Origin of the sequence: Streptococcus australis (assembly GCF_047463015.1) — a bacterium.
Taxonomy (GTDB): domain Bacteria; phylum Bacillota; class Bacilli; order Lactobacillales; family Streptococcaceae; genus Streptococcus; species Streptococcus australis_F.
The window spans coordinates 151,873-175,992 of sequence record NZ_JASHER010000004.1; the positions used below are offsets into that span (position 1 = coordinate 151,873).

At 41.1% G+C, this 24,120-nt stretch carries 19 protein-coding genes and 1 rRNA gene; 17 read left to right on the top strand and 3 right to left on the bottom strand.

The genetic code is table 11. The annotated features are described in order from the left end of the window. Window positions 1-31: 31 nt before the first annotated feature. Window positions 32-772, bottom strand: coding sequence for an amino acid ABC transporter ATP-binding protein (locus QM873_RS05525; protein WP_343094293.1), 741 nt, complete (start codon window positions 770-772; stop codon window positions 32-34). Next, complete coding sequence (locus QM873_RS05530; RefSeq protein WP_343094294.1) at window positions 772-2,334, bottom strand: ABC transporter substrate-binding protein/permease; 1,563 nt, start codon at window positions 2,332-2,334, stop codon at window positions 772-774. Before QM873_RS05530 ends, QM873_RS05525 begins: the two co-directional genes overlap by 1 nt. Before the next feature lie 119 nt (window positions 2,335-2,453). Here QM873_RS05530 and QM873_RS05535 point away from each other — a divergent pair, with 119 nt between their 5' ends. From QM873_RS05535 to QM873_RS05580, 10 genes are all read left to right on the top strand, one after another. Next, window positions 2,454-4,361, top strand: a complete 1,908-nt coding sequence (locus QM873_RS05535) for a DUF2207 domain-containing protein (RefSeq protein ID WP_343094295.1) — start codon at window positions 2,454-2,456, stop codon at window positions 4,359-4,361. Between the two features lie 159 nt (window positions 4,362-4,520). After that, window positions 4,521-5,357: an undecaprenyl-diphosphate phosphatase gene (locus QM873_RS05540; RefSeq protein ID WP_023022205.1), complete on the top strand. Its 837-nt coding sequence runs from the start codon at window positions 4,521-4,523 to the stop codon at window positions 5,355-5,357. 164 nt (window positions 5,358-5,521) lie between these two features. Then, window positions 5,522-6,268 carry an adaptor protein MecA gene (gene mecA / locus QM873_RS05545; protein WP_129822739.1) on the top strand — a complete coding sequence of 249 codons (747 nt, stop codon included), beginning with the start codon at window positions 5,522-5,524 and terminating at the stop codon, window positions 6,266-6,268. Next, on the top strand, window positions 6,265-7,422 hold the full coding sequence (locus QM873_RS05550) for a glycosyltransferase family 4 protein (protein ID WP_129822740.1): 1,158 nt from the start codon (window positions 6,265-6,267) through the stop codon (window positions 7,420-7,422). Before mecA ends, QM873_RS05550 begins: the two co-directional genes overlap by 4 nt. Before the next feature lie 86 nt (window positions 7,423-7,508). Then, entirely contained in the window at window positions 7,509-8,279 is a 771-nt protein-coding gene (gene sufC, locus QM873_RS05555; RefSeq protein ID WP_048692034.1) for a Fe-S cluster assembly ATPase SufC, read from the top strand. Window positions 8,280-8,320: 41 nt separating this feature from the next. Next, complete coding sequence (sufD, locus tag QM873_RS05560; RefSeq protein ID WP_343094296.1) at window positions 8,321-9,583, top strand: Fe-S cluster assembly protein SufD; 1,263 nt, start codon at window positions 8,321-8,323, stop codon at window positions 9,581-9,583. A 2-nt stretch (window positions 9,584-9,585) separates the two neighbouring features. After that, window positions 9,586-10,812: a cysteine desulfurase gene (locus QM873_RS05565; RefSeq protein WP_048692027.1), complete on the top strand. Its 1,227-nt coding sequence runs from the start codon at window positions 9,586-9,588 to the stop codon at window positions 10,810-10,812. Next, window positions 10,799-11,233, top strand: coding sequence for a Fe-S cluster assembly sulfur transfer protein SufU (gene sufU / locus QM873_RS05570; RefSeq protein WP_125335834.1), 435 nt, complete (start codon window positions 10,799-10,801; stop codon window positions 11,231-11,233). The genes QM873_RS05565 and sufU overlap by 14 nt, the downstream gene beginning before the upstream one ends. Before the next feature lie 145 nt (window positions 11,234-11,378). Further along, window positions 11,379-12,791 (top strand): Fe-S cluster assembly protein SufB, encoded by a 1,413-nt coding sequence (gene sufB, locus QM873_RS05575; protein ID WP_129822743.1) that lies wholly within the window; start codon window positions 11,379-11,381, stop codon window positions 12,789-12,791. A 20-nt stretch (window positions 12,792-12,811) separates the two neighbouring features. Further along, window positions 12,812-13,381: a hypothetical protein gene (locus QM873_RS05580; RefSeq protein ID WP_414278963.1), complete on the top strand. Its 570-nt coding sequence runs from the start codon at window positions 12,812-12,814 to the stop codon at window positions 13,379-13,381. Between the two features lie 68 nt (window positions 13,382-13,449). Here the strand turns inward: QM873_RS05580 and pbp3 are convergent, their stop codons facing one another. Beyond that, window positions 13,450-14,691, bottom strand: a complete 1,242-nt coding sequence (gene pbp3, locus QM873_RS05585) for a D-alanyl-D-alanine carboxypeptidase PBP3 (RefSeq protein WP_272125623.1) — start codon at window positions 14,689-14,691, stop codon at window positions 13,450-13,452. Window positions 14,692-14,864: 173 nt separating this feature from the next. Between pbp3 and QM873_RS05590 the strand changes: the two genes are divergently transcribed. From QM873_RS05590 to QM873_RS05620, 7 genes are all read left to right on the top strand, one after another. Next, window positions 14,865-16,829, top strand: a complete 1,965-nt coding sequence (locus QM873_RS05590; RefSeq protein ID WP_342992243.1) for a peptide ABC transporter substrate-binding protein — start codon at window positions 14,865-14,867, stop codon at window positions 16,827-16,829. 191 nt (window positions 16,830-17,020) lie between these two features. Next, window positions 17,021-19,006 carry a peptide ABC transporter substrate-binding protein gene (locus QM873_RS05595; RefSeq protein ID WP_219074983.1) on the top strand — a complete coding sequence of 662 codons (1,986 nt, stop codon included), beginning with the start codon at window positions 17,021-17,023 and terminating at the stop codon, window positions 19,004-19,006. 64 nt (window positions 19,007-19,070) lie between these two features. Next, window positions 19,071-20,570 (top strand): ABC transporter permease, encoded by a 1,500-nt coding sequence (locus QM873_RS05600; RefSeq protein ID WP_023022220.1) that lies wholly within the window; start codon window positions 19,071-19,073, stop codon window positions 20,568-20,570. After that, entirely contained in the window at window positions 20,570-21,496 is a 927-nt protein-coding gene (gene oppC / locus QM873_RS05605; RefSeq protein WP_023022222.1) for an oligopeptide ABC transporter permease OppC, read from the top strand. The genes QM873_RS05600 and oppC overlap by 1 nt, the downstream gene beginning before the upstream one ends. Before the next feature lie 11 nt (window positions 21,497-21,507). Continuing rightward, complete coding sequence (locus QM873_RS05610; protein WP_023022224.1) at window positions 21,508-22,575, top strand: ABC transporter ATP-binding protein; 1,068 nt, start codon at window positions 21,508-21,510, stop codon at window positions 22,573-22,575. A gap of 9 nt (window positions 22,576-22,584) precedes the next feature. Further along, window positions 22,585-23,508, top strand: a complete 924-nt coding sequence (locus QM873_RS05615; protein ID WP_048714745.1) for an ATP-binding cassette domain-containing protein — start codon at window positions 22,585-22,587, stop codon at window positions 23,506-23,508. Between the two features lie 266 nt (window positions 23,509-23,774). Beyond that, window positions 23,775-24,120: ribosomal RNA gene (locus QM873_RS05620) — 16S ribosomal RNA — on the top strand; the annotation flags it as partial.

Genomic DNA, 24,120 nt, shown 5'->3' on the forward strand with positions numbered 1-24,120 from the left:
ATCGGAAGGATTTCCAGTGAGGGAGTTTGTTTTAGTTTAAGAAACGTTGTAAGAATTCTTTGGTCCGTTCTTCTTTTGGATTGGTAAAGATTTCTTTCGGATCACCTTGTTCAGCGATGACCCCCTTGTCCATAAAGATAACACGACTTGACACATCTCGTGCAAATTCCATTTCATGGGTGACCACGATCATGGTTAAGCCTTCTTTGGCTAAGTCTTGCATAATTTTAAGAACTTCTCCGACCATTTCAGGGTCCAGAGCAGAGGTTGGCTCATCAAACAAAATGGCATCTGGATCCATAGAGAGAGCACGAGCAATAGCGACCCGTTGTTTTTGCCCTCCTGAAAGTTGTTTTGGACGAGCAGCCCAATAAGGTTCTCCCATGCCAACTTTCTCCAAATTCGCTTTAGCAATCTTTTCTGCCGTTTCTCGGTCCCGTTTTAGGACAGTTGTTTGAGCGACAATGGTGTTTTCTAAGACATTTAAGTTTTCAAAGAGGTTGAAGCTTTGGAAAACCATGCCCAATTTTTCCCGATAGTGGGTGAGATCGTAATCTGGATCGAGAACGTTTTGCCCCCGGTAGAGGATTTCCCCATCAGTCGGCATTTCTAAGAGATTAATGGAGCGAAGGAAGGTAGATTTCCCGCTACCAGAGCTCCCGATGATGGAGATCACTTCGCCTTTCTCAACAGAAAGAGAGATGTCCTTCAAAACTTCGTTTTGACCGTAGGATTTTTTTAAGTGTTTGATTTCAAGTATTTTTTCTGCCATTATTTCACCTCTTTGACTTGCATTTGATTGGCACCAGTTGTATAGGTATCAGAATCTAAGCGACGTTCGATATAACGAAGGATACGGGTGATAGTGAAAGTCAGGATAAAGTAAATAACCGCAATAATAGTAAAGGTTGGGAAGTATTGGTAGTTTTGAGTTGCGACCGTATTTCCTGTAAAGTAGAGTTCAACCACAGAGATAACATTCAAGACCGATGTATCCTTGATGTTGATGACAAATTCATTACCTGTTGCTGGCAAGATATTCCGAACGACCTGAGGAAGAACGACCTTACGCATGGTTTGTCCATGGGTCATCCCCAGAGCGGTAGCTGCTTCAAATTGGCCAGTATCTACTGCTAAGATTCCTCCCCGAACAATCTCACTCATATAAGCCCCTGTATTGATCGAAACAATAAAGATGGCGGCCCAGGTACGATCCAGGGAAATGTTAAAGGCTTGGGCTGAACCGTAGAAAATAACCATGGATTGAACAATCATCGGAGTTCCGCGGAAGATTTCAATGTAGACATTGAGGAACCAACCAAAGAATTTTTGCAAGGCGGCGAGGGCCTTGTTTTTAGACGTAGGAGCAGTCCGGAAGACACCGATTAACAAACCGATGATCAAACCAGCAATGGTCCCTGTCATGGAGATGAGGAGGGTCATACCAGTTCCACGTAAGAACTGAGGGCCATTATCTTTCAAAATTTTCATCATTTGGCTGAAGAAAGTCTGCTCATCATCGCTAGCATCACTGGAAGCGGGTTGCTTCTTGATCATATCATCCATGAGTTTGACTTGGTCTTCAGACGAAATCTTAGCGAGTGCCGCGTTGACTTGGTCAATTCTAGTGTCACCCTTCTTCATCCCGATAGCGATGGTTGCATCTTCCTCCCCAACTTCAAAGCCTTTTTTGAATTGGATCATCTTAAATTTTGAATTAGCGGATTCAGCTGTCAAGGCTTCTGGACGCTCAGAAACATAGGCATCGATAACGCCGGATTCTAAAGCTTGACGCATTTGAGCAAAGTCTCCCATTGCAGTTTCTTGTTTTGCACCCTTGAGTTGGGAGATGAGAGAGTAGAGGTAGACCCCTTGTTGAGAGGTGACCTTTGCATCCTTAAAGTCATCTAGACTAGTGGCATTTGCATAGTTTCCGTCTTTACGCACCAGCATGACCGGCTCACTGGTATAGTAGCTATTAGAGAAAGCGACTTCTTTCTTACGCTCAGCAGTAGGACTCATCCCAGCGATAATCATATCGATTTTCCCAGAAGTGAGGGCAGGGATTAAACCGTTCCAAGATGTTTTTACAATTAGAGGTTTTTTACCTAGTCCCTCAGCAACTTTTTTGGCGATTTGAACATCGTATCCGTTGGCATATTGGTTGGTGCCATCAATCTTAACGGCTCCATTTGAGTCATCTTCTTGAGTCCAGTTGAAAGGAGCATACGCAGCCTCCATTCCAATCCGGAGATACTCATCTGCTTGGACAATATGGCTCATTCCCAGACACAAAAGTAGTCCGGTAAAGAGAGCATAAATTGTTTTTTTCATGTAGTCTCCTCTTCCTTTATAAATAGTATCATCTTATTGTACAGGAAATTGGTCTACTTTTCAAACCTGATAGCCTTTTCATGAAAAAATGCTATAATAAACCAAAGGAGTATAGGAAAATGAAAAAAATTCTGTATGTTCTATTTGCAGTGATGGCCTGTCTATTTGTAACAGGTTTTGTAAAAGCGGATGGTCCTTCCTATGAGGTTCAGTCTTATCGGGGGACTCTTACCTTGGAAACTTGGGATGATGCTACTTATGAGGAAGAATTGGTCTATCATTTTACAACTTCCTATAATGGTCAATATGTCACCTTGGGAAGTGCAGGTAAAATGCCTCAAGGTTTTGAAATAGTAATTCCTCCTTTGGTGGAAGTGGAAGGTAGAACCTTGTCGCAAGAACCAGAAGTTCAAAATTTAGGCGATGGTTATCAGGTAAAGATTTATAACGGCGGAAGTGCAGGGGATACTGTCAAGATAAAGGTTACCTGGCGCTTAAAAAACCTGCTCTATGTTCACCAAGATATCCTATTATTGAACTGGAAGCCGATTAGTGATGGGGATCAAGAGGTCAAAAAAGTAGAGTTACAGGTTATCCCGAAATTTGCTACAGCCGCCTCGAAATCGGAACTGAATATCCATACGGCATATATGGGGGCTGAGCCAACTGTTCAGAAAGAAGAAGCAAACTATAAGGCTACTCTAGAGAATCTGAAACGAAAAGAAGGTGTTGAGATTTATGCTTACTGGCGGAAATCGGATATAGCTTCCTTTGGGGAATCAGATAGAGATACAGGCTTGATGGAGGAGTCCAACTATCATCGGACGGAAGCAGGAATTGTTCAAAAACGGACCTGGATTCGCCTATTTATGAAGGTCCTACTCCCAATCCTTATTCTGTTCTTCCTTCTTCTCGCTATTTATTATCGTCATCGATTCATGCAAGCTGTTACTTCTACCGGGGTCTTTCCGAAAAATAGCCGCTTGTATGAGATTCCAAATGACGTTGCGCCTCTACTAATGGCCTCGATTGTATACTCTACAGAGCTAGATGAGATTTCTCCAACCAAAAAACACGCTCGGGGCGCCTTTAAATTTGATCAGTTGGTGCAAGCAACCTTACTTGATTTGATTGATCGAAAAAATATCATCTGTGAGCAATACGACACTCATACAGTTTTAACGATTCAAAATGAAGATACATTGGATGAATTTGAGCACGAGTTTCTTAGACTTGCTTTCGGTTCTCAAAAATATTGTAGAACAGATGACTTGTTTTCAGATTATGAAATTTCGGATTCTCTCTATAAATATGCCTCTGAGAAAAAGCAAGATGCCATTCGCAAGCGAGGAAAACAAGCGCAAGATCGAATTGATGCAGCGATTTCTCGTGTTGCTCAGGCAGTTCAACAAAAGATCCAAACCTTTGCTCTTTCTCCTTACTACCGTCCTTTAGAGATAGGGGAGGAACGTGCAGGCCGTATGTGTCTCTTCTTTGGATGGGCTGCGTGGAGCATTGCTTTGGTAGCCGGTCTAATTTCTTATTTCATCTTGAATTGGCTCTCTATCTTTTGTGTGATCTATGTGTTGGTAATGTGGATTCTTCCGGCATCCTTCCAAGGAAAGTTTAGCCTCTATCGACGGGATGGAGTCCCAACGGACATCGGTGCAGAGCAGCGCTATTACTGGGATAGCTTCCGTAATATGTTGCGGGATATCGCTCATTTGGAAGAAGCAGAAGTTCAATCACTGGTTTTATGGAACCGCTTATTAGTCTATGCTACTCTGTTTGGTTTTGCAGATCAAGTAAGTAAAGTGATGAAGCTTCGTCAAATCCACTTGGATAACCCAAGTATGGATGCCTATGTCTACACTCCATTTCGTAGTAATCTGATCCATTCCAGTCATCTCTTGTCTACTTATGGAACGACCGCGACAACCGCTAGTCATTTTACAGTATCTTCGGGCGGTAGTTCTGGTGGTGGATTCTCTGGTGGCGGTGGTGGCGGTGGCTTCGGTGCTTTTTAGAGTCGCACAAGTGCTAGCTAACCACAGTTGTAGTTACAATTTTATAGAAGTGAGGTGGAATCTACCTCACTTTTTTAGTCTTCGCCCCCTTGCAAACGCATCTGGTTCTATAGCTAGAAATGTGTTATAATATAGCAAATGTAAGTTTAGGAGAAGAAGATGTTTATCATTGAACTGATAAAAGCGATTCTTTTTGGAATCGTTGAAGGAGTCACTGAGTGGCTTCCAATCTCAAGTACAGGTCATTTGATTTTGATTCAAGACTTTATCCAGTTTAAGGATCAAAATCCTGCCTTTATGGAGATGTTTAATGTCGTTATTCAGCTTGGTGCCATTATGGCTGTCGTCGTGATTTATTTCGACAAGCTTTATCCATTTAAGCCTGGGAAATCGAAAAAAGAGGTGAGACGGACTTGGCAATTGTGGGCCAAGGTTGCTGTGGCGACTCTACCCTTGCTCTTTGTCTTTAAATTGGATGATTGGTTTGAAGCTCATTTTCATAACTCTTTTTCTGTAGCCATCATGCTGATCACCTATGGGTGGGCCTTTATTTACCTTGAAAAACGGGAACAAGTAGAGCCAGAAGTGACGGAATTACACAAGTTGCCTTATAAGACAGCTCTCTATATTGGTTTGTTCCAAGTCTTGTCACTTTTCCCAGGAACCAGTCGGTCAGGTGCAACAATTGTAGGTGGTTTGGTCAATGGAGTTAGTCGCTCAGTTGTGACAGAATTTACCTTTTATCTGGGGATTCCTGCCATGTTTGGGGCTAGTCTATTAAAGGTCGCTAAGTTTGTCTTGGGAGGAAATGCTTTAAGCTTCAGCCAAGGGACAATCCTTTTAGTTGCTATGGCGGTTGCCTTCGGTGTCAGTATGGTAGCGATTCGCTTCTTGACAGATTATGTCAAAACTCATGACTTTACCGTTTTTGGAAAATATCGGATTGTTCTGGGAGCGATTTTGCTGGTCTACGCAGTGATTAAAATCTTTATCTAATCATGAGATAGGAGTGCTTCTTCTTTCTCTTCAAATGGCTATGTTTGAGGGGAGAGGAAGTACTCTTTTGTTTAAGGTTTTTTCATATCTGAGATGGGGGTCATGTTTTGAAATATATGTCCCTTTTTAGTATAATAGAAAGACTAACAGTATGAGGTGCAGTCATGAAAATGAAGCAAATCAGTGATTCAACCATTAAAATCACGATTCAATTAGAGGATTTAGAAGAACGAGGCATGGAAATGGCCGATTTTTTGGTGCCTCAAGAAAAAACAGAAGAATTTTTCTATACCATCTTAGATGAATTGGAAATGCCAGAAAGCTTCTTAGACAGTGGCATGTTGAGTTTCCGAGTGACTCCTAAGCCAGATAAGCTCGATGTTTTTGTGACCAAATCAAAAATTGATCAACATCTAAATTTTGATGATTTTTCCGACTTGCCGGACATGGAAGAATTGTCGCAAATGTCTCCGGACGAATTTATCAAGACCTTGGAAAAGACCATCTCTGAAAAGAGTAAGGGAGACGGTGATGCTATCCGTCATTTAGAAGCTGAGGAATTGGCTGATGAAAACCAGCTTTCAGAAGAAGATACACCGAATCATCCAGTAGATACACGGTATATTTATTATATCCTCCAGTTTTCTCAGTTAGAAGAAGTGATTTGGTTTACAAAAACAGTTCATTATGAGGTTGAGACTTCGGAACTTTATAAAATGGACGGGGTTTACTATTTAACCGTCTTGATTGATTTGGAAGGGTGCCCGCAAGATTATCCAGGTTGGCTCTTGGCAACCATGCGTGAATATGCAGAAGACACAGATACTACTAGAGCTGTCCTCCAGGAACATGGTCATCTCTTGCTCGTTTCAGATGCTATTCACGAACTTCAAAAGGTTAATTTGGTATGATTACTTTTCCATTACAATTTATCCTGGTCCTGATTGCAACTTTCTTAATCAGTTTGATTCTAACTCCCTTTGTGAGGCTATTAGCGTTTAAAATAGATGCCGTAGACTATCCAAATGCGCGCCGAATCAATAAGAAACCCATGCCTAGCGCTGGTGGTTTAGCCATTCTTCTTGCTTTTACCATTGCAACCGTGGTATTGCTACCGATGATTACCAAAGGCTATGTAGCTAAGACATCTTATCTGACCTATACTTTACCAGTTGTTGTTGGAGGATGGATCATTGGCCTGACTGGTTTAGTTGATGATATAAAAGAATTATCACCGCGGTTAAAGATGCTGGGGATTTTCCTAGGGGCTAGTGTGATTTGGTTCTTTACAGATTTTCGCTTGGATGATTTTAAGATCCCTTTCGGTGGGCCATTTCTTCATTTTGATCCCTGGTTGTCCTATATTTTAACAGTCATTTGGATCATTTCGATTACCAATGCTGTCAATCTAATTGATGGTTTAGATGGACTGGTCAGTGGGGTTTCGATTATTTCCTTGGTGACGATGGGGATTGTTTCTCATTTCTTTCTCCCAGTTCCCAATCTCTTCTTGACCATGACGATTTTTGTCTTAGTCATGGCCATTGCTGGTTTCTTCCCCTTTAATTATCATCCAGCGATTCTGTATTTAGGGGATACGGGAGCCCTCTTCATTGGTTTTATGATCGCTGTTTTGTCCTTGCAAGGTCTGAAGAATGCGACAGCTGTTGCGGTTGTTACGCCGATGATTATCTTGGGAGTTCCAATTACGGACACCTTTTTAGCAATTGTCCGTCGGACTCTCTCTGGTCAGAAGTTTTATGCGCCAGATCGGAATCACTTGCACCATCGCCTACTTTCTTTGGGCTTAACGCATCGCGGAACCGTTTTGGTTATCTATGGGATTTCGATGATTTTTGCTATGATCTCTCTTTTGTTGAATATCTCTACTCGTATTGGCGGGGTTCTGCTTGTCATCGGTTTGGTATTAGGGGTGGAGCTCTTAGCAGAATTGATTGGAGTCCTAGGTCCTCACCATAGTCCGCTCCTCAATTGCTTACGCTATATAGGGAATTCTGCCTATCGAGAGGAAGTTCGACAAAATAGAAAAAACAAGACTAAATAAGAACGATTCTAAACATGAGAAAAGCCTTTTAGGCTTTTTTTTGTTATACTAGATAAGACAAAACTCTATAGCAGAAAGGAATACAAATGTCAGTATTAGAGATTAAAGATCTTCATGTAGAAATTGAAGGCAAGGAAATTTTAAAAGGCGTGAACTTGACCCTTAAAACAGGGGAAATTGCAGCCATCATGGGACCTAACGGGACAGGGAAATCAACCCTATCTGCAGCCATCATGGGGAATCCGAACTATGAAGTGACCAAGGGTGAAATTCTATTTGATGGAGTAAATATCCTTGAGTTGGAAGTGGATGAGCGTGCTCGTATGGGGCTCTTCTTGGCTATGCAATACCCATCAGAAATTCCAGGAATTACCAATGCTGAATTCCTTCGTGCAGCCATGAATGCAGGCAAAGAAGAGGACGAAAAGATTTCTGTTCGTGATTTCATCACAAAATTGGACCAGAAAATGGAACTCCTCAATATGAAGGAAGAAATGGCAGAACGCTATTTGAACGAAGGTTTCTCAGGTGGTGAGAAGAAACGCAATGAAATTCTGCAATTGTTGATGTTGGAACCGAAGTTTGCTCTACTTGATGAGATTGACTCTGGTTTGGATATCGATGCCCTTAAAGTGGTTTCAAAAGGGGTCAATGAAATGCGTGGCGAAGGTTTTGGTGCCATGATCATTACCCACTACCAACGTCTTTTAAACTACATTACTCCTGATGTGGTTCACGTGATGATGGAAGGTCGTGTCGTCCTTTCAGGTGGTCCTGAACTTGCTGTGCGTTTGGAGCGTGAAGGATACGCGAAATTAGCAGAAGAGTTAGGTTACGACTACAAAGAAGAACTCTAATCTTGTGTCCAAAACTGAACAGGATCTTTGAGGAGGAGTAAATGACCAAAGAAAATATCAAACTTTATTCAGAAATGCATGCAGAGCCCCAATGGTTGCAGGAATTACGCCAGAAGGCTTTTGATAAAATTGATGATTTAGAACTACCCGTGATTGAACGCGTGAAATTTCATCGTTGGAATCTTGGCGATGGAACGATCACAGAAAGTGAGCCACTCACTGCTGTGCCAGACTTCACTGCGATTGACAATCAATTAAAATTGGTTCAGCATGGAACCCATACAGTATTTGAACAGATTCCAGTTGACTTGGCCAACCAGGGAGTCATCTTTACAGACTTCCACTCAGCCTTGGAAGTAATTCCAGAGGTCGTAGAGGAATTTTTCATGTCATCTGTTAAATATGATGATGACAAGTTGGCAGCCTACCACACAGCTTATTTCAATAGTGGAGCTGTTCTCTATATTCCAGATCATGTAGAAATCGCGGAGCCAATCGAGGGTGTCTTCTACCAGGATAGTGATAGCGATGTGCCATTTAACAAGCACATCTTGATTATCGCTGGTAAGAACAGTAAGATTAGTTACCTTGAACGGTTAGAGTCACGTGGAGAAGGTAGTGCTAAGGCAACTGCTAATATCACAGTAGAAGTCATTGCCCGTTCGGGTGCGCAAGTGAAGTTTGCTGCGATTGATCGTCTTGGTGAGAATGTCACTGCCTACATTAGCCGCCGTGGAAAACTAGGCAAGGATACTAGCATTGACTGGGCGATCGGTGTCATGAACGAAGGAAATGTCGTTGCTGACTTTGATAGTGACTTGATAGGAAACGGCAGCCATGCAGACCTTAAGGTCGTAGCCCTATCTAGTGGTCGTCAGGTACAAGGGATTGATACCCGCGTAACCAACTATGGTTGCAATTCGGTAGGGAACATTCTCCAACATGGTGTCATTCTTGAAAAGGCAACCTTGACCTTCAACGGGATTGGCCACATTATTAAGGGAGCAAAAGGGGCAGATGCCCAACAAGAAAGCCGTGTATTGATGCTTTCTGACCAAGCTCGTTCCGATGCTAACCCAATTCTTTTGATCGATGAAAATGATGTGACTGCAGGCCATGCAGCTTCTATCGGTCAGGTAGATCCAGAAGACATGTACTACCTCATGAGCCGTGGCTTGGATCAGGCAACTGCAGAACGCCTAGTGGTTCGTGGTTTCCTTGGATCAGTGATTGTGGAGATTCCAGTCAAAGAAGTTCGTGAAGAAATGATCCAAACCATTGAAGATAAATTATTGAAGAGATAAACATGATAGATGTCGAAAAGATTCGGAAAGATTTCCCGATTTTAGATCAAATAGTGAATGATGAGCCGCTTGTCTATTTAGATAATGCAGCGACGACACAAAAACCAAAAGCTGTCTTAGAGGCAGTGAATCGCTATTACCAAGAGGATAACGCCAATGTTCACCGCGGGGTTCATACCTTGGCGGAACGGGCGACCGCATCCTATGAAGCAGCAAGAGAAACGGTCCGTCGTTTTATAAACGCTTCCTCGACCAAAGAGGTCTTGTTTACGAGAGGGACTACGACAGGCTTGAACTGGATTGGGCGGTTTGCAGAGGAAATCCTCGAAGAGGGGGATGAGGTCCTCATCTCTATTATGGAACACCATTCCAACATCCTTCCTTGGCAGGAAGCTTGTCGGAAGACAGGGGCGAAGTTGGTCTATGCCTACTTGAAAGACGGTGGTCTGGATCTAGAGGATTTCCGAGAAAAATTGACAGATCGAACCAAATTTGTTTCCATTACCCATGCTTCTAACGTTCTCGGGGTGATCAATCCTATCCAGGAACTCGCTCAATTGGCCCATGAAAAAGGAGCCATTATGGTAGTGGATGGGGCTCAATCAGTCCCGCATATGAAAATTGATGTGCAAAAACTAGATGCAGACTTCTTTGTCTTTTCCGGGCATAAAATGGCTGGACCGACAGGAATTGGAGTCTTGTATGGAAAAGAGCACTATCTCAACCAAATGTCACCTGTTGAATTTGGTGGGGAAATGATTGACTTTGTCTATGAACAATCCGCAACCTGGAAGGAACTCCCTTGGAAATTCGAAGCTGGGACTCCAAATATGGCTGGCGCTATTGGTTTAGCTGCGGCGATTGATTATTTGGAGGCCATTGGCATGGATGCAATTGAGCATCACGAGCAAGACTTGATTGCCTACGTCTTTCCCAAACTTCAAGCAATTGAAGGCTTGAAAATCTATGGCTCCCAAGATTTAGCGAAACGCTCTGGGGTGATTTCCTTCAACTTAGGGGATCTGCATCCTCATGATCTTGCGACTGCCTTGGATTATGAAGGGGTTGCCGTTCGGGCAGGCCACCATTGTGCTCAACCTTTGATCCAGTATTTGGAGGTTCCAGCGACTGCTCGAGCTAGCTTTTATCTCTACAATACAAAGGAAGACTGTGATAAGCTTGTAGAAGCGCTGATAAAAACAAAGGAGTTTTTCAATGGCACTTTCTAAATTAGATAGCCTCTATATGGCTGTAGTAGCTGACCATTCAAAAAATCCCCACCACCATGGAAAGATTGAAGGGGTTGAACAAATCAACTTAAACAATCCAACCTGTGGCGATGTGATTAGTTTGTCTGTTCAGTTTGATGATGAAGGACTAGTCAAGGACATTGCCTTTGTCAACTCAGGTTGTACGATTTCGACGGCTTCTGCTAGTATGATGACAGACGTTGTCCTAGGAAAATCCAAGGAAGAAGTGCTAGAGTTGGCGACTATTTTTTCAGAAATGGTCCAAGGCAAAGAAGATGCCCGTCAAGACCAGTTGGGAGATGCAGCCTTTTTAGCTGGGGTTGCTAAATTTCCACAACGGATCAAGTGCTCGACCCTGGCTTGGAATGCTCTCAAAAAAGCAATCGATGCTCAAGCCTAATGATGAATAAAAGTGATGAAGATTCAAGTCTGTTTTTTAACCGAGCTTCTGGTGAGAAGTGCTATTAACATTCGGCTGCTGATGGTCCAGGCTAGAAAAAGTAATCACATGTAAAGAGCACTAAAAAGAAAATGAAAGGAAAGATATGACAGAAGAAAGAGTAGAACCAAAACCAATTGATCTTGGTGAATATAAATTTGGCTTTCACGATGATGTAGACCCAATCTTGTCAACAGGAAAAGGGTTGAATGAATCGGTTATTCGTGAGTTGTCTGCTGCGAAAAATGAGCCAGAATGGATGCTGGAGTTCCGTTTGAAGTCTTATGAAGTATTTAAAAAAATGCCGATGCAAACTTGGGGAGCGGACTTGTCAGATATTGATTTTGATGATTTGATTTATTATCAAAAACCATCTGATAAACCTGCACGTAGCTGGGATGAAGTGCCTGAAAAAATTAAGGAAACATTTGAACGGATTGGTATTCCAGAAGCAGAGCGTGCTTACCTGGCCGGAGCAGCTGCTCAGTATGAGTCTGAAGTAGTTTACCATAATATGAAGGAAGAATTCCAAAAGCTCGGAATTATCTTTACGGACACAGATTCGGCTTTGAAGGAATATCCAGACTTGTTTAAGCAATACTTTGCTAAGTTGGTACCTCCAACGGATAATAAGTTGGCAGCCCTCAACTCAGCTGTTTGGTCAGGTGGGACCTTTATATATGTACCGAAGGGTGTAAAGGTCGATGTTCCGTTGCAGACCTACTTCCGGATTAATAATGAAAATACAGGTCAGTTCGAGCGGACTTTGATTATTGTTGACGAAGGCGCTAGCGTCCACTATGTAGAAGGATGTACAGCACCGACTTATTCAAGCAATAGCCTGCACGCAGCCATTGTCGAAATTTTTGCCTTGGATGGTGCTTATATGCGTTACACGACCATCCAAAACTGGTCCGACAATGTCTATAACTTGGTAACTAAACGGGCCAAAGCAACCAAAGATGCGACAGTTGAATGGATCGATGGAAACCTCGGAGCTAAAACGACCATGAAATACCCGTCTGTTTATCTGGATGGAGAAGGTGCGCGTGGGACTATGCTTTCTATCGCCTTTGCAAATGCGGGGCAACACCAAGATACAGGTGCCAAGATGATCCACAATGCTCCACATACCAGCTCTTCAATCGTCTCAAAATCCATCGCGAAAGGTGGAGGAAAGGTTGACTACCGTGGACAAGTGACCTTTAATAAAGATTCAGCGAAATCTGTCAGTCACATTGAGTGTGATACCATTATCATGGATGACTTATCTGCGTCAGATACCATTCCATTTAATGAAATCCATAACTCGCAAGTTGCTTTGGAGCACGAAGCTAAGGTTTCTAAGATTTCTGAAGAGCAACTCTATTACCTCATGAGCCGTGGTTTATCAGAATCAGAAGCGACTGAAATGATCGTCATGGGATTTGTAGAGCCTTTCACTAAAGAACTTCCAATGGAATATGCAGTTGAGCTCAACCGCTTGATTAGCTATGAAATGGAAGGATCTGTCGGTTAAGGGGATAAAAGGAGAAGCAAATGGGATTCTTAAAAAAATTATTTGGTAATGTTGAAAAAGCGAATAAGGGCGAAATTCCTGTTGAGGAAATTGTTCCACCCTTTACAATTGATCTAGCAGAAGAAGCAGATGATTATTGGAGACAGATGGAACAAAATCTCTTGATCAATGCTGTGAAGGCTGTTGGCGGTCCTGATAAAGCGGATCGTGCCTTTATGCTAGTGAATTTTAAGCCGGGTCAAGAAACATTTGATTTGTATTATCAAATCGATGGGAAATTAATTTCTTGGCAAGAATTGGATCCAGAACTTGTAGAAAAAATCCGCCTTCAATTCTTGCCTCAAGCACCAGCAGTAGCCCATGCAGTCAATGAAAATTACGAAGCTGCCAATGTTCCTGTGATTAGTTATGCCATGCTTCAATTAGAAACGGCGACCATGGCTTGGTTTGGTCGGAAGCTAACAACAGCTACACCTGAAGCTAGCTTATCTTTTGGAGAATTGGTAGCAGGTTGGCGTGCGGTGATTGAACAAGAAATCCCGACTCATCCAATAGACAGCGATACTGCTTTTCCTTATTTCGAAGTTTGATAGAAGTTCTGTTGACGGAATTGAATAAACAAAAAAAGAGGGTGACCTCTTTTTTTGTTTATGAGTATTTATAGTTTTTCGTTGACGTAGCGAACAAATTGATTCCACCACACCTTTAAGAAGAAACTTTTTTGGATATTTTCTCCGCTCACCATTTCCATACTAGGGGCTTTACCTTCGATATACCCTCGACCGATGGGTTCTGGATCAGTGTAGGTAAGGGTTCCGAGAGAAGTACCTTTCTTTATAGGAGCGCTAAATGAAGATTGGTTACTTTTAAAGGTGATTTTAGCTTCTGCTTGGCTTCCTTGTCGTTCGATCACGATGAAGTCATCCTTGGCAACAGCAGTGGCGTTTGTTTTCTTGCCATCGTGAACCGTTGATTTACTGTTGTTGTATGCTTCGCCTTTGCTGATAATGAGGCTTGGAACGAAGTTTTGGCTCACATAATTCATCAGGTTGGCTGTTGCAACAAATCGTGCGTAAGGGTCACCATCGATTGCCTCAACACCAATGACAACGGTAATCATTCGAATCCCATTTTGATTAGTAGAAGCGACAAATGAGATCCCTCCTTTTTCGGAATTTCCAGTTTTTAGACCATCCACCCCAGCTCGATAGCTGGGCATGTTTTCCAGCATATAGTTGCTACTCTCCAATTGAATTCCAGCAAATTCTGCATGGGAGAGGGAGGTGATTTTTGTAACTTCAGGAAAGTCTTCTAGAAGATGTTTTGCGATGACTGCCACATCATAAGCGCTCAGCTTATTTTCGGTATTTTTCTTTTTATTTTCCTCATCCCCATCAATGATAGATTGGTTCAATCCACTAGCATTCACAATCGTCGCATCTGTAATTCCCCAATCTTTGAGCTTTGCTTTCATGAGGAGGACGAATTTTTCTTCGCTACCAGCTACTTTTTCAGCTAAGGCGATGGCGGCACTATTGGCGTTTGATACGAGGAGAGCAGTGAGCAAGTCCTTAACCTTGTATTTACGGGCTTCCATGGGAACGTTGCTGATTCCTTCAACAGCTGTCAGTTGATAGGCTTTATCAGAAATATCCACATCATCAGTTAAAGAGATTTTTCCTTGCTGAATGGCTTCGTAAACGAGATAAGTAGTCAAGAGATTGCTGATTCCGCCAACCTCTTTTTTCTCATCACTATTTTTTTCATAGAGTATTTTACCTGTTGTCCCATCAATCGCAATAGCATGCTGGGCTCCAAGGTCTAGGTCCTCCGCTTTTACAGGAGACGTACTGAGAAGCGCAAGTATTAGACAAAGAAGTAAGGTGATTATTTTTTTCACGTTTGAATCCTCGATTGTTTTTTGTCTCTACTATTGTATCATAAAAGAAGGCAACTGCTCTAATCCTATTTTGCTCTATTAGGACTCAAAGGTCATAGGCAAATTTGAAAGATAGTTGGTAAAATGGAAGAAATAGTGTATAATGGTAGAAAACCTAACATAAGGAGATAGTGATGAAAGTAAATAAACGGTTCGTACTGGCCGGTGTTTCTCTAGCCAGCGCTCTTCTATTGACAGCCTGCGGTGGTGGAAGCAGCAATCAATCTACTTATTCTTATATTTATTCAACAGATCCAAATACATTGGACTACATTGCATCGACTCGTACAACGACGTCTGATATTACAAGTAACCTTGTTGATGGTTTGTTAGAAAATGATAAATATGGAAATTTAATCCCAAGTTTGGCAGAAGACTGGACAGTTTCAGAAGATGGCTTGGTGTATACCTATAAACTTCGAAAAGATGCAAAATGGTATACCAGTGAGGGAGAAGAGTATGGTGCTGTAACAGCCCAGGACTTTGTGACAGGTATCAAACACGCTGTGGAAGCAAAATCTGAGGGTCTTTTCTTAATCCAAAATTCGATTAAAGGCTTAGATGCATTTGTCAAAGGTGAAACAAAAGATTTCAATACAGTTGGCGTGAAAGCCCTAGATGATTATACCGTTCAATATACCTTGGAACGTCCAGAAAGTTTTTGGAATTCTAAGACGACCTCAGGCGTCCTCTTCCCGGTTAACAAAGCTTTCTTAGAATCTCAAGGGAAAGACTTCGGTTCTTTGAAGCCAAGTAGTATTCTCTATAATGGTCCTTATTATTTGAAGAATTTAACTTCAAAATCACAGATTGAACTTGTGAAAAATAAGGAATATTATGATGAAAAGAATGTTCATATTGATCATGTGAAGTTGACCTATAATGACGGATCAGATCCAGAATCTGTCATCAAGAAATTTGAGAATGGACAATATTCATTTGCGACAGTAATGCCAAATAGCTCCACTTATAAGAGTGTGAAAAAGAAATTTGGTGATAATATTGTTTATGGTGTTCAATACGGAACATCATACTACCTCGGATTCAACATTGATCGTCAGAAGTATAACCATACAGCCAAAACAACAGATGCTCAGAAATCGTCCACAAAACAAGCGATTTTAAACAAAGACTTCCGTCAAGCTGTAAACTTTGCCTTTGACCGTGAAGCCTATGCAGCTCAAACATCGGGAGCAGATGCGGCGACCAAGATTCTTCGGAATACCTTGGTTCCACCGACTTTTGTTCAAGTAAATGGAGAAGAGTTCGGTAAGGTTGTTGAGAAACAATTGGTGACCTATGGAGATGAGTGGAAAGATGTCAATCTAGATGATGCCCAAACCACTCTCTACAATCAAGAAAAAGCCAAGGCTGAGTTTGCAAAAGCTAAAGAACAACTGCAAAAAGAAGGGGTAGAATTCCCAATTCATTTGGATTACGTTGTCAGTCAAACAGATAACAGTCAGGTACAACAGGCTAGCTCCTTTAAACAATCCGTAGAAGCTGTTCTCGGTGCAGACAATGTTGTCGTAGATATTCAGAAATTATCTGATGATGACTTTAACAATATTACCTATTTCACAGATACTGCTGCTGAGAAAGATTATGACCTTGCAGGAGGTGGATGGGTTCCAGACTACCAAGATCCATCTACTTATTTAGAGAGCTTAAGTCCTGTTAACGGTTCTGTTTTCTACTATCTAGGTGTGGATGCAGGCTCAAATAGTCCTGCTATTCCAGCAGTTGACTTTGGGAAGTATGCAGAACTCTTAAAAGATGCCAATGCTGAAGTGAATGATCAAGCTGTACGCTATGAGAAATACGCAGCTGCTCAGGCATGGCTAACTGATAGTTCATTGATCTTGCCGACTGTTTCAAATGGTGGAACTCCAATGTTGCAACGGACTGTTCCATATAGTCGTGCGGCTTCATGGGTTGGAACAAAAGGAACTGGAACCAACTATAAATATCTTGAACTGTCAGAAGAAGTCATCAAGACAAAGGATTACGATGCAAGCAAAGAAAAATGGTTAAAAGAAAAGGCTGAATCCAATAAAAAAGCTCAAGAAGAATTAAAGAACCACATCGAATCGAAATAGATGAAAAATAATTGGGATAGTAAGAAGGCATAAGTTTATTTAAGGGAAGGAGCCACTAAAAAGGATTGATTTTTTAGACAGTCCCCCGCTTAGTGGCTCCTTTCACTTGCCAAATATTCAGAAAATTTAGTTTACTTTTTTCTTTACTTATGCTATAATTCTATCTAAATTCAATAAAATGGAGACTCAAAATGAAAAAAAGTAAAGTTTTTGCATTTGCCGGAGTAACATTGCTCGCAGCAACTTTCCTTGCAGCATGTTCTGGCTCAAAAGATAGCAAGTCTGCATCAAAAAAAGATACAACGTATGGCTATGTTTATACAGATGATCCTACAACTTTGGATTACACCGTATCTTCAAAAGCTTCCGTACACGATATTACAACAAACGGTGTAGATGGTTTGTTGGAAAATGACAAATACGGAAACCTTGTGCCATCTATTGCTGAAGATTGGTCTGTTTCAAAAGACGGTTTGACTTATACTTACAAAATCCGTAAGGGTGTTAAATGGTATGATGCCGACGGCGAAGAGCATGGTGAAGTAACAGCCCATGACTTTGTTACTGGATTGAAGCATGCGGCAGACAAGAAATCAGAATCTCTTCCATTGGTGAAAGACTCAATCAAAGGATTGAAAGACTACTCAGAAGGAAAAATTTCAGACTTCTCTGAGGTTGGGGTCAAAGCAATAGATGATTATACACTTGAGTATACTTTGAATCAACCAGAAACTTTTTGGAATTCAAAAACAACTAATGGAGTTCTTTTCCCAATTAGTACAGAATTCTTGAAGAGCAAGGGTGATGAATTTGGTCAACCAGGTAATGTCAAATCAATCTTGTTCAATGGTCCATTCCTTTTGAAATCAATCACTTCTAAATCAGAAATCACTTTTGAAAAGAACGAAGATTACTGGGATAAAGACAACGTTCATATTGACAAGATTAAATTGTCTTATTATGATGGATCAGATCAAGATTCCATAGCGCGCGGTTTTAGCGATGGTTCATATACCAAGGCGCGTCTATACCCTGCTAGCTCTAACTTTGCGTCTGTTGAAGAAAAATACAAAGACAATATCTACAACACACAGCCTGGTTCTGGTGTCGCAGTCTTAGGTTTCAACATTGACCGTCAAGCCTACAACCATACTTCTAAAACATCAGATGAGCAGAAATCTTCTACGAAGAAAGCTATCTTGAACAAGGATTTCCGTCAAGCCATCACCTTTGCCTTGAACCGCGAAAATTATTCAGCACAAGTTAATGGTAAAGAATACGCTAAGGCTGCTATTCGAAATATGTACACTGCACCTGCCTTTGTTCAAGTAAACGGTAAAGACTTTGGTGATGTAGTAGCAGACAAGTTGCAAACTTATGGGGATCAATGGAGCGGTGTGAATCTTGCAGACAGTCAAAACGGACTCTATAGCAAGGAAAAAGCAAAAGCTCAGTTTGAAAAGGCAAAAGCTGAACTCCAAAAAGAGGGTGTTCAATTCCCAATCCACTTGGATGTTCCGGTTGCACAAAACTCAACAAACTTTGTGTCACGGATGCAATCCTTCAAACAATCAGTTGAAGAAACACTTGGTACAGAAAACGTTGTTGTGGACCTTCAAATGATGGACCAAGATGAAGTCTTGAACATTACTCTTAACGTACCATCAGCTGCAGAAACTGACTGGGACCTTCAAGGACTTGTAGGATGGAATCCAGACTATGATGACCCATCTACTTACCTTGATACCTTGCAACCATCTTCTCCAGACCAAACTAAGACTTATCTTGGATTTGCTGGTGGTGTCGATAATGCCTCTGCTAAGGCTGTTGGCTTAGATGAATATGCGAAGTTGCTTGATGATGCAGAAAAAGAAACCCTAGACGTAGTGACACGTTATGAAAAATTTGCAGCAGCGCAAGCTTGGTTAACAGATAGCGCATTGGTAATTCCAACTATGACAAGCTCTGGTGCAGCTACAGTGGTTTCAAAAGTGGTTCCATTCTCTGAACCTTCATCACAAACAGGTAACAAAGGATCAACTTATTTCAAATATGTTGAAATTCAAGATGAACCTGTCACTAAAAAACAATATGATCAAGCACGTGAAAAATGGTTGAAAGAAAAAGCTGAATCAAACAAGAAGGCTCAGCAAGATCTTGAAAAACACGTCAAATAATCACCTTCATCAGAACTTTCTCTAATAGGGGAGAAAGTTCTTTTGAACATTAAAGGAACGGAATATGAAAAAATATATATTTATGCGTATTTTACGTTCGTTGGTGTCGATCTTTTTGGTTACGACATTGACGTATACAATTATTTATACGCTAACCCCAAGAAATTTAATTTTCAAAAACGACCCTAACTATAACAAGATTGCGAAAACAAAAGACTCTAAAATCAATTATGAAAATACAGTCTATGATCGCATGGGGTATATAGAATATCTTGATTCAAAAGCTTTGAAAGAAAAAGCAAGCAAGGAAGACTCATCAGTAACAGTAGAGCCTACTAAAGAAAACGAGAAGATCTACAAAAAGTACATTTCTAACCTTGGAAATGGCTGGGTATTGAAACGTTTCCCTGAAAACAAAGGTTTTTACGCTACTCGTGAAGTCCCTGTCTTTGAACGTGTTATTGGATTCTATGGTAATCTGATTCAGATTGACCATCCAAATGTCATCAAAGATGCTTCTAATCCAAAACTTGAACGCTATATTCGAATTGAAAATGACCCAGCTATTGGTTGGTCAGTAGTTGGTTCGGGGACTAAACATAAATATCTTTTGTATTTCAATGGTCAATTCCCGTTCATTCATCAAAATTTTGTATCCTTAAACTTGGGTGAATCTTACCCAACTTATTCAAATACACCTGTTCTTCAGGTTATTACACAAGGACAAGGTACAACTAAGAAGAGTGAAGTAAACTTCCCAACAGGAAAAAAAGAATCTTCTATCAATATCTACTCTCGTACATACAAATCACCAAGCAAGGCAGATGCTCAAGATATCGCCCGCTTTGGTAAAGGAGATGCTTATACAGCAACATTGAGCAACTATGAAAATCCATCCATGATTGTGAGCTCAGCCATTATCGGTTTAATCGGGATTGCGATTGCCTACTTGATTGCTATTCCTTTAGGATCTTATATGGCCTTGTTGAAGAATACTTGGTTTGATAGTGCATCTACGGCAACTTTAACATTTATGATGTCATTGCCGACGATTGCCTTGGTTTACATCGTTCGCTTGGCTGGCTCTTCTATCGGCTTACCAGATTCCTTCCCAGTGTTAGGGGCTCAGGATTGGCGCTCTTATGTACTACCTTCTGTGATTTTGGGTCTCTTGAGTGCACCAGGATTGGCAGTTTGGATTCGCCGTTACATGATCGACTTGCATTCTCAAGACTTTGTCCGTTTTGCACGTGCCAAAGGGCTTTCTGAGAAAGAAATTTCCCGCAAACATATCTTCAAAAACGCCATGGTTCCGATCGTTACAGGGATTCCTGTTCAATTGGTTCTAGTCATTTCAGGGGCAACTTTGACAGAAACTGTCTTTGCCTTCCCTGGTATGGGTAAAATGTTGATTGATTCTATCAAGGCATCCAATAATACCATGGTAGTTGGTCTTGTCTTCATCTTTACTGTTCTTGCTGTATTTGGAGCAATGGCTGGAGATATCCTTATGGTTATGGTAGACCCTCGTATCAAACTAACAACTAAGAAAGGAGGCAAATAATGTCTACAATCGATAAGAAGAAATTCCAATTTGTGGAACGTGATGATTTTGCCTCTGAGACAATTGATGCGCCGTCTTACTCCTATTGGAAATCCGTATTCCGTCAATTCTTCAAAAAGAAATCAACCATTTTGATGTTAGCCGTTTTGGTTGCTATTCTCTTAATGAGTTTTGTATACCCAATGTTTTCAAACTTTGATTACAATGATGTAAGTAAAGTAAATGACTTTACTGCCCGTTTGAATCCGCCAAGCACCAAGGCCTTCTTTGGTACGGATAACAATGGTAAATCCTTGTTTGATGGAGTTTGGTTTGGTGCCCGCAATTCGATTATCATCTCCTTTATTGCTACCTTGATCAACGTTGTGATTGGAGTAGTGATCGGCGGGATTTGGGGTGTGTCAAAATCAATCGACCGCTTCATGATGGAAGTTTATAACGTTATTTCAAATGTTCCATTCATGTTGATTGTTATTGTCTTGACTTACTCAATTGGTGCTGGTTTCTGGAACTTGATTTTGGCGATGACAGTGACAGGATGGATTGGGATTGCTTACTCTATCCGTGTCCAAATTATGCGTTACCGCGATTTAGAGTACAACTTGGCCAGTCGCACCTTGGGTACACCAACCCTTAAAATTGTGACGAAAAATATTTTGCCACAGTTGGTTTCTGTTATTGTGACGACAACTACACAATTGTTGCCAGCCTTTATTTCGACTGAGGCCTTCCTTTCCTTCTTTGGATTGGGATTGCCGATTACAGTTCCAAGTTTAGGTCGTCTTATTTCAGACTACTCACAAAACGTAACAACCAATGCGTATCTTTTCTGGATTCCATTGACAGTCTTAGTCTTGGTATCCTTGTCATTCTATATCGTTGGACAAAATCTTGCAGACGCCAGCGATCCACGTACACATAGATAGGAGGAGTAGATATGACAAATGATAAAAATGTAATCTTATCTGCTCGCGATATCGTAGTAGAATTTGATGTTCGGGATCGTGTCTTAACAGCTATTCGCAATGTCTCTTTGGATCTTGTTGAAGGAGAGGTCATGGCGCTTGTTGGTGAATCAGGTTCTGGTAAATCTGTTTTGACAAAAACTTTTACAGGAATGTTAGAAGAAAACGGACGAATTGCCAATGGGACCATTAATTATCGCGGGCAAGAATTAACAGAACTCAAGTCAAACAAAGATTGGGAAGAAATTCGTGGTGCAAAAATTGCAACGATCTTCCAAGACCCAATGACCAGTTTGGACCCGATTAATACAATCGGATCACAAATTACAGAGGTTATTATTAAACACCAAGGCAAGAGTGCAAAAGAAGCCAGAGAAATGGCTATTGACTATATGGAAAAGGTGGGAATCCCGGAAGCAGAACGTCGCTTTGATGAATATCCTTTCCAATATTCAGGTGGGATGCGCCAACGGATCGTTATTGCTATTGCGCTTGCTTGCCGTCCTGATATCTTGATCTGTGACGAGCCTACAACGGCCCTCGACGTAACTATTCAAGCCCAAATCATTGACTTGTTGAAATCATTACAAAAAGAATATAACTTTACAACAATATTTATCACCCATGATTTGGGTGTGGTGGCAAGTATTGCAGATAAGGTTGCCGTAATGTATGCTGGTGAAATTGTAGAATTTGGTAAAGTAGAAGAAATTTTCTATGACCCAAGACATCCTTATACATGGAGTCTTCTTTCAAGTTTGCCACAGTTGTCTACTTCTAAGGGTGATTTATTTTCTATCCCAGGGACTCCTCCATCATTGTACTCACCGGTAAAAGGGGATGCCTTTGCTTTGCGCTCAGACTATGCCATGCAAATTGATTTTGAGGAACATCCACCAGTTTTCAAAGTTTCAGATACACATTGGGCTAAAACGTGGCTCTTGCATGAAGATGCACCAAAAGTCAATAAACCAGAAATTATTGATAATCTTCATGAAAAAATAAGTGCAAAAATGGGATTCACTACAATCAAGGACTAGGAGAAGGAAATGACAGAAAAATTAATAGAAGTTAAAGATCTAGAAATTTCCTTCGGTGAAGGAAGTAAAAAATTTGTAGCCGTAAAGAATGCAAATTTCTTCATCAATAAAGGGGAAACATTTTCCCTCGTTGGTGAGTCTGGTAGTGGGAAGACGACAATTGGTCGTGCAATCATTGGTTTGAATGACACTAGTGCAGGTGATATCCTGTATGATGGCAAAAAGATCAATGGGAAGCAATCGCGCAAGGATGAAAATGAATTAATCCGAAAGATTCAAATGATCTTCCAAGACCCAGCAGCTAGCTTGAATGAGCGTGCAACAGTCGACTACATTATTTCAGAAGGTTTGTACAATTATCATCTATTCGAAAATGAAGAAGACCGAGTACGTAAAGTAAAAGAGATTATGCATGAAGTGGGTCTTCTAGCAGAACATTTGACTCGTTATCCCCATGAATTCTCTGGTGGACAACGCCAGCGGATTGGTATCGCTCGTGCCTTGGTAATGGAGCCAGAATTTGTTATTGCAGATGAACCAATTTCTGCCCTAGACGTATCAGTTCGTGCACAAGTATTGAACCTCCTGAAGAAATTCCAAAAAGAGTTGGGCTTGACTTATCTCTTTATAGCACACGATCTTTCAGTAGTTCGTTTTATCTCTGATCGTATTGCGGTTATTTACAAAGGTGTTATTGTAGAAGTAGCTGAAACGGAAGAATTGTTTAACAACCCAATTCATCCTTATACACAATCTCTACTATCGGCAGTTCCGATTCCAGATCCAATTCTAGAACGCAAAAAAGTTCTGAAAGTTTATGATCCTGATCAGCATGATTATTCAACCGACAAACCAGAAATGGTTGAAATCAAGCCAGGACATTACGTTTGGGCAAATAAAGCAGAACAGAAAAAATATAAAGAACTTGTATAATCATAAGAAAACGAGAAGAATCCACTTCTCGTTTTCTATTTTTTTAAAAAAAGAAAAACTTTTTTTAAAAAAATAGAAAAAAGATATTGACAAGGAGAAGAGGTCGTGATATACTAATATAGTTGTCGCGCGAGAGCGACAAAGACCTTTGAAAACTGAACAAGACGAACCAATGTGCAGGGCGCTATAACGGAAGTTATAGTAACTGAACAATAAAAAAACAATAAATCTGTCAGTGACAGAATGAGTTTAAGACAAACAATTATTTTAATGAGAGTTTGATCCTGGCTCAGGATGAACGCTGGCGGCGTGCCTAATACATGCAAGTAGAACGCTGAAGGAAGGAGCTTGCTCTTTCCGGATGAGTTGCGAACGGGTGAGTAACGCGTAGGTAACCTGCCTGGTAGCGGGGGATAACTATTGGAAACGATAGCTAATACCGCATAACAGTAGATATTGCATGATATCTGCTTGAAAGGTGCAATTGCATCACTACCAGATGGACCTGCGTTGTATTAGCTAGTTGGTGAGGTAACGGCTCACCAAGGCGACGATACATAGCCGACCTGAGAGGGTGATCGGCCACACTGGGACTGAGACACGGCCCAGACT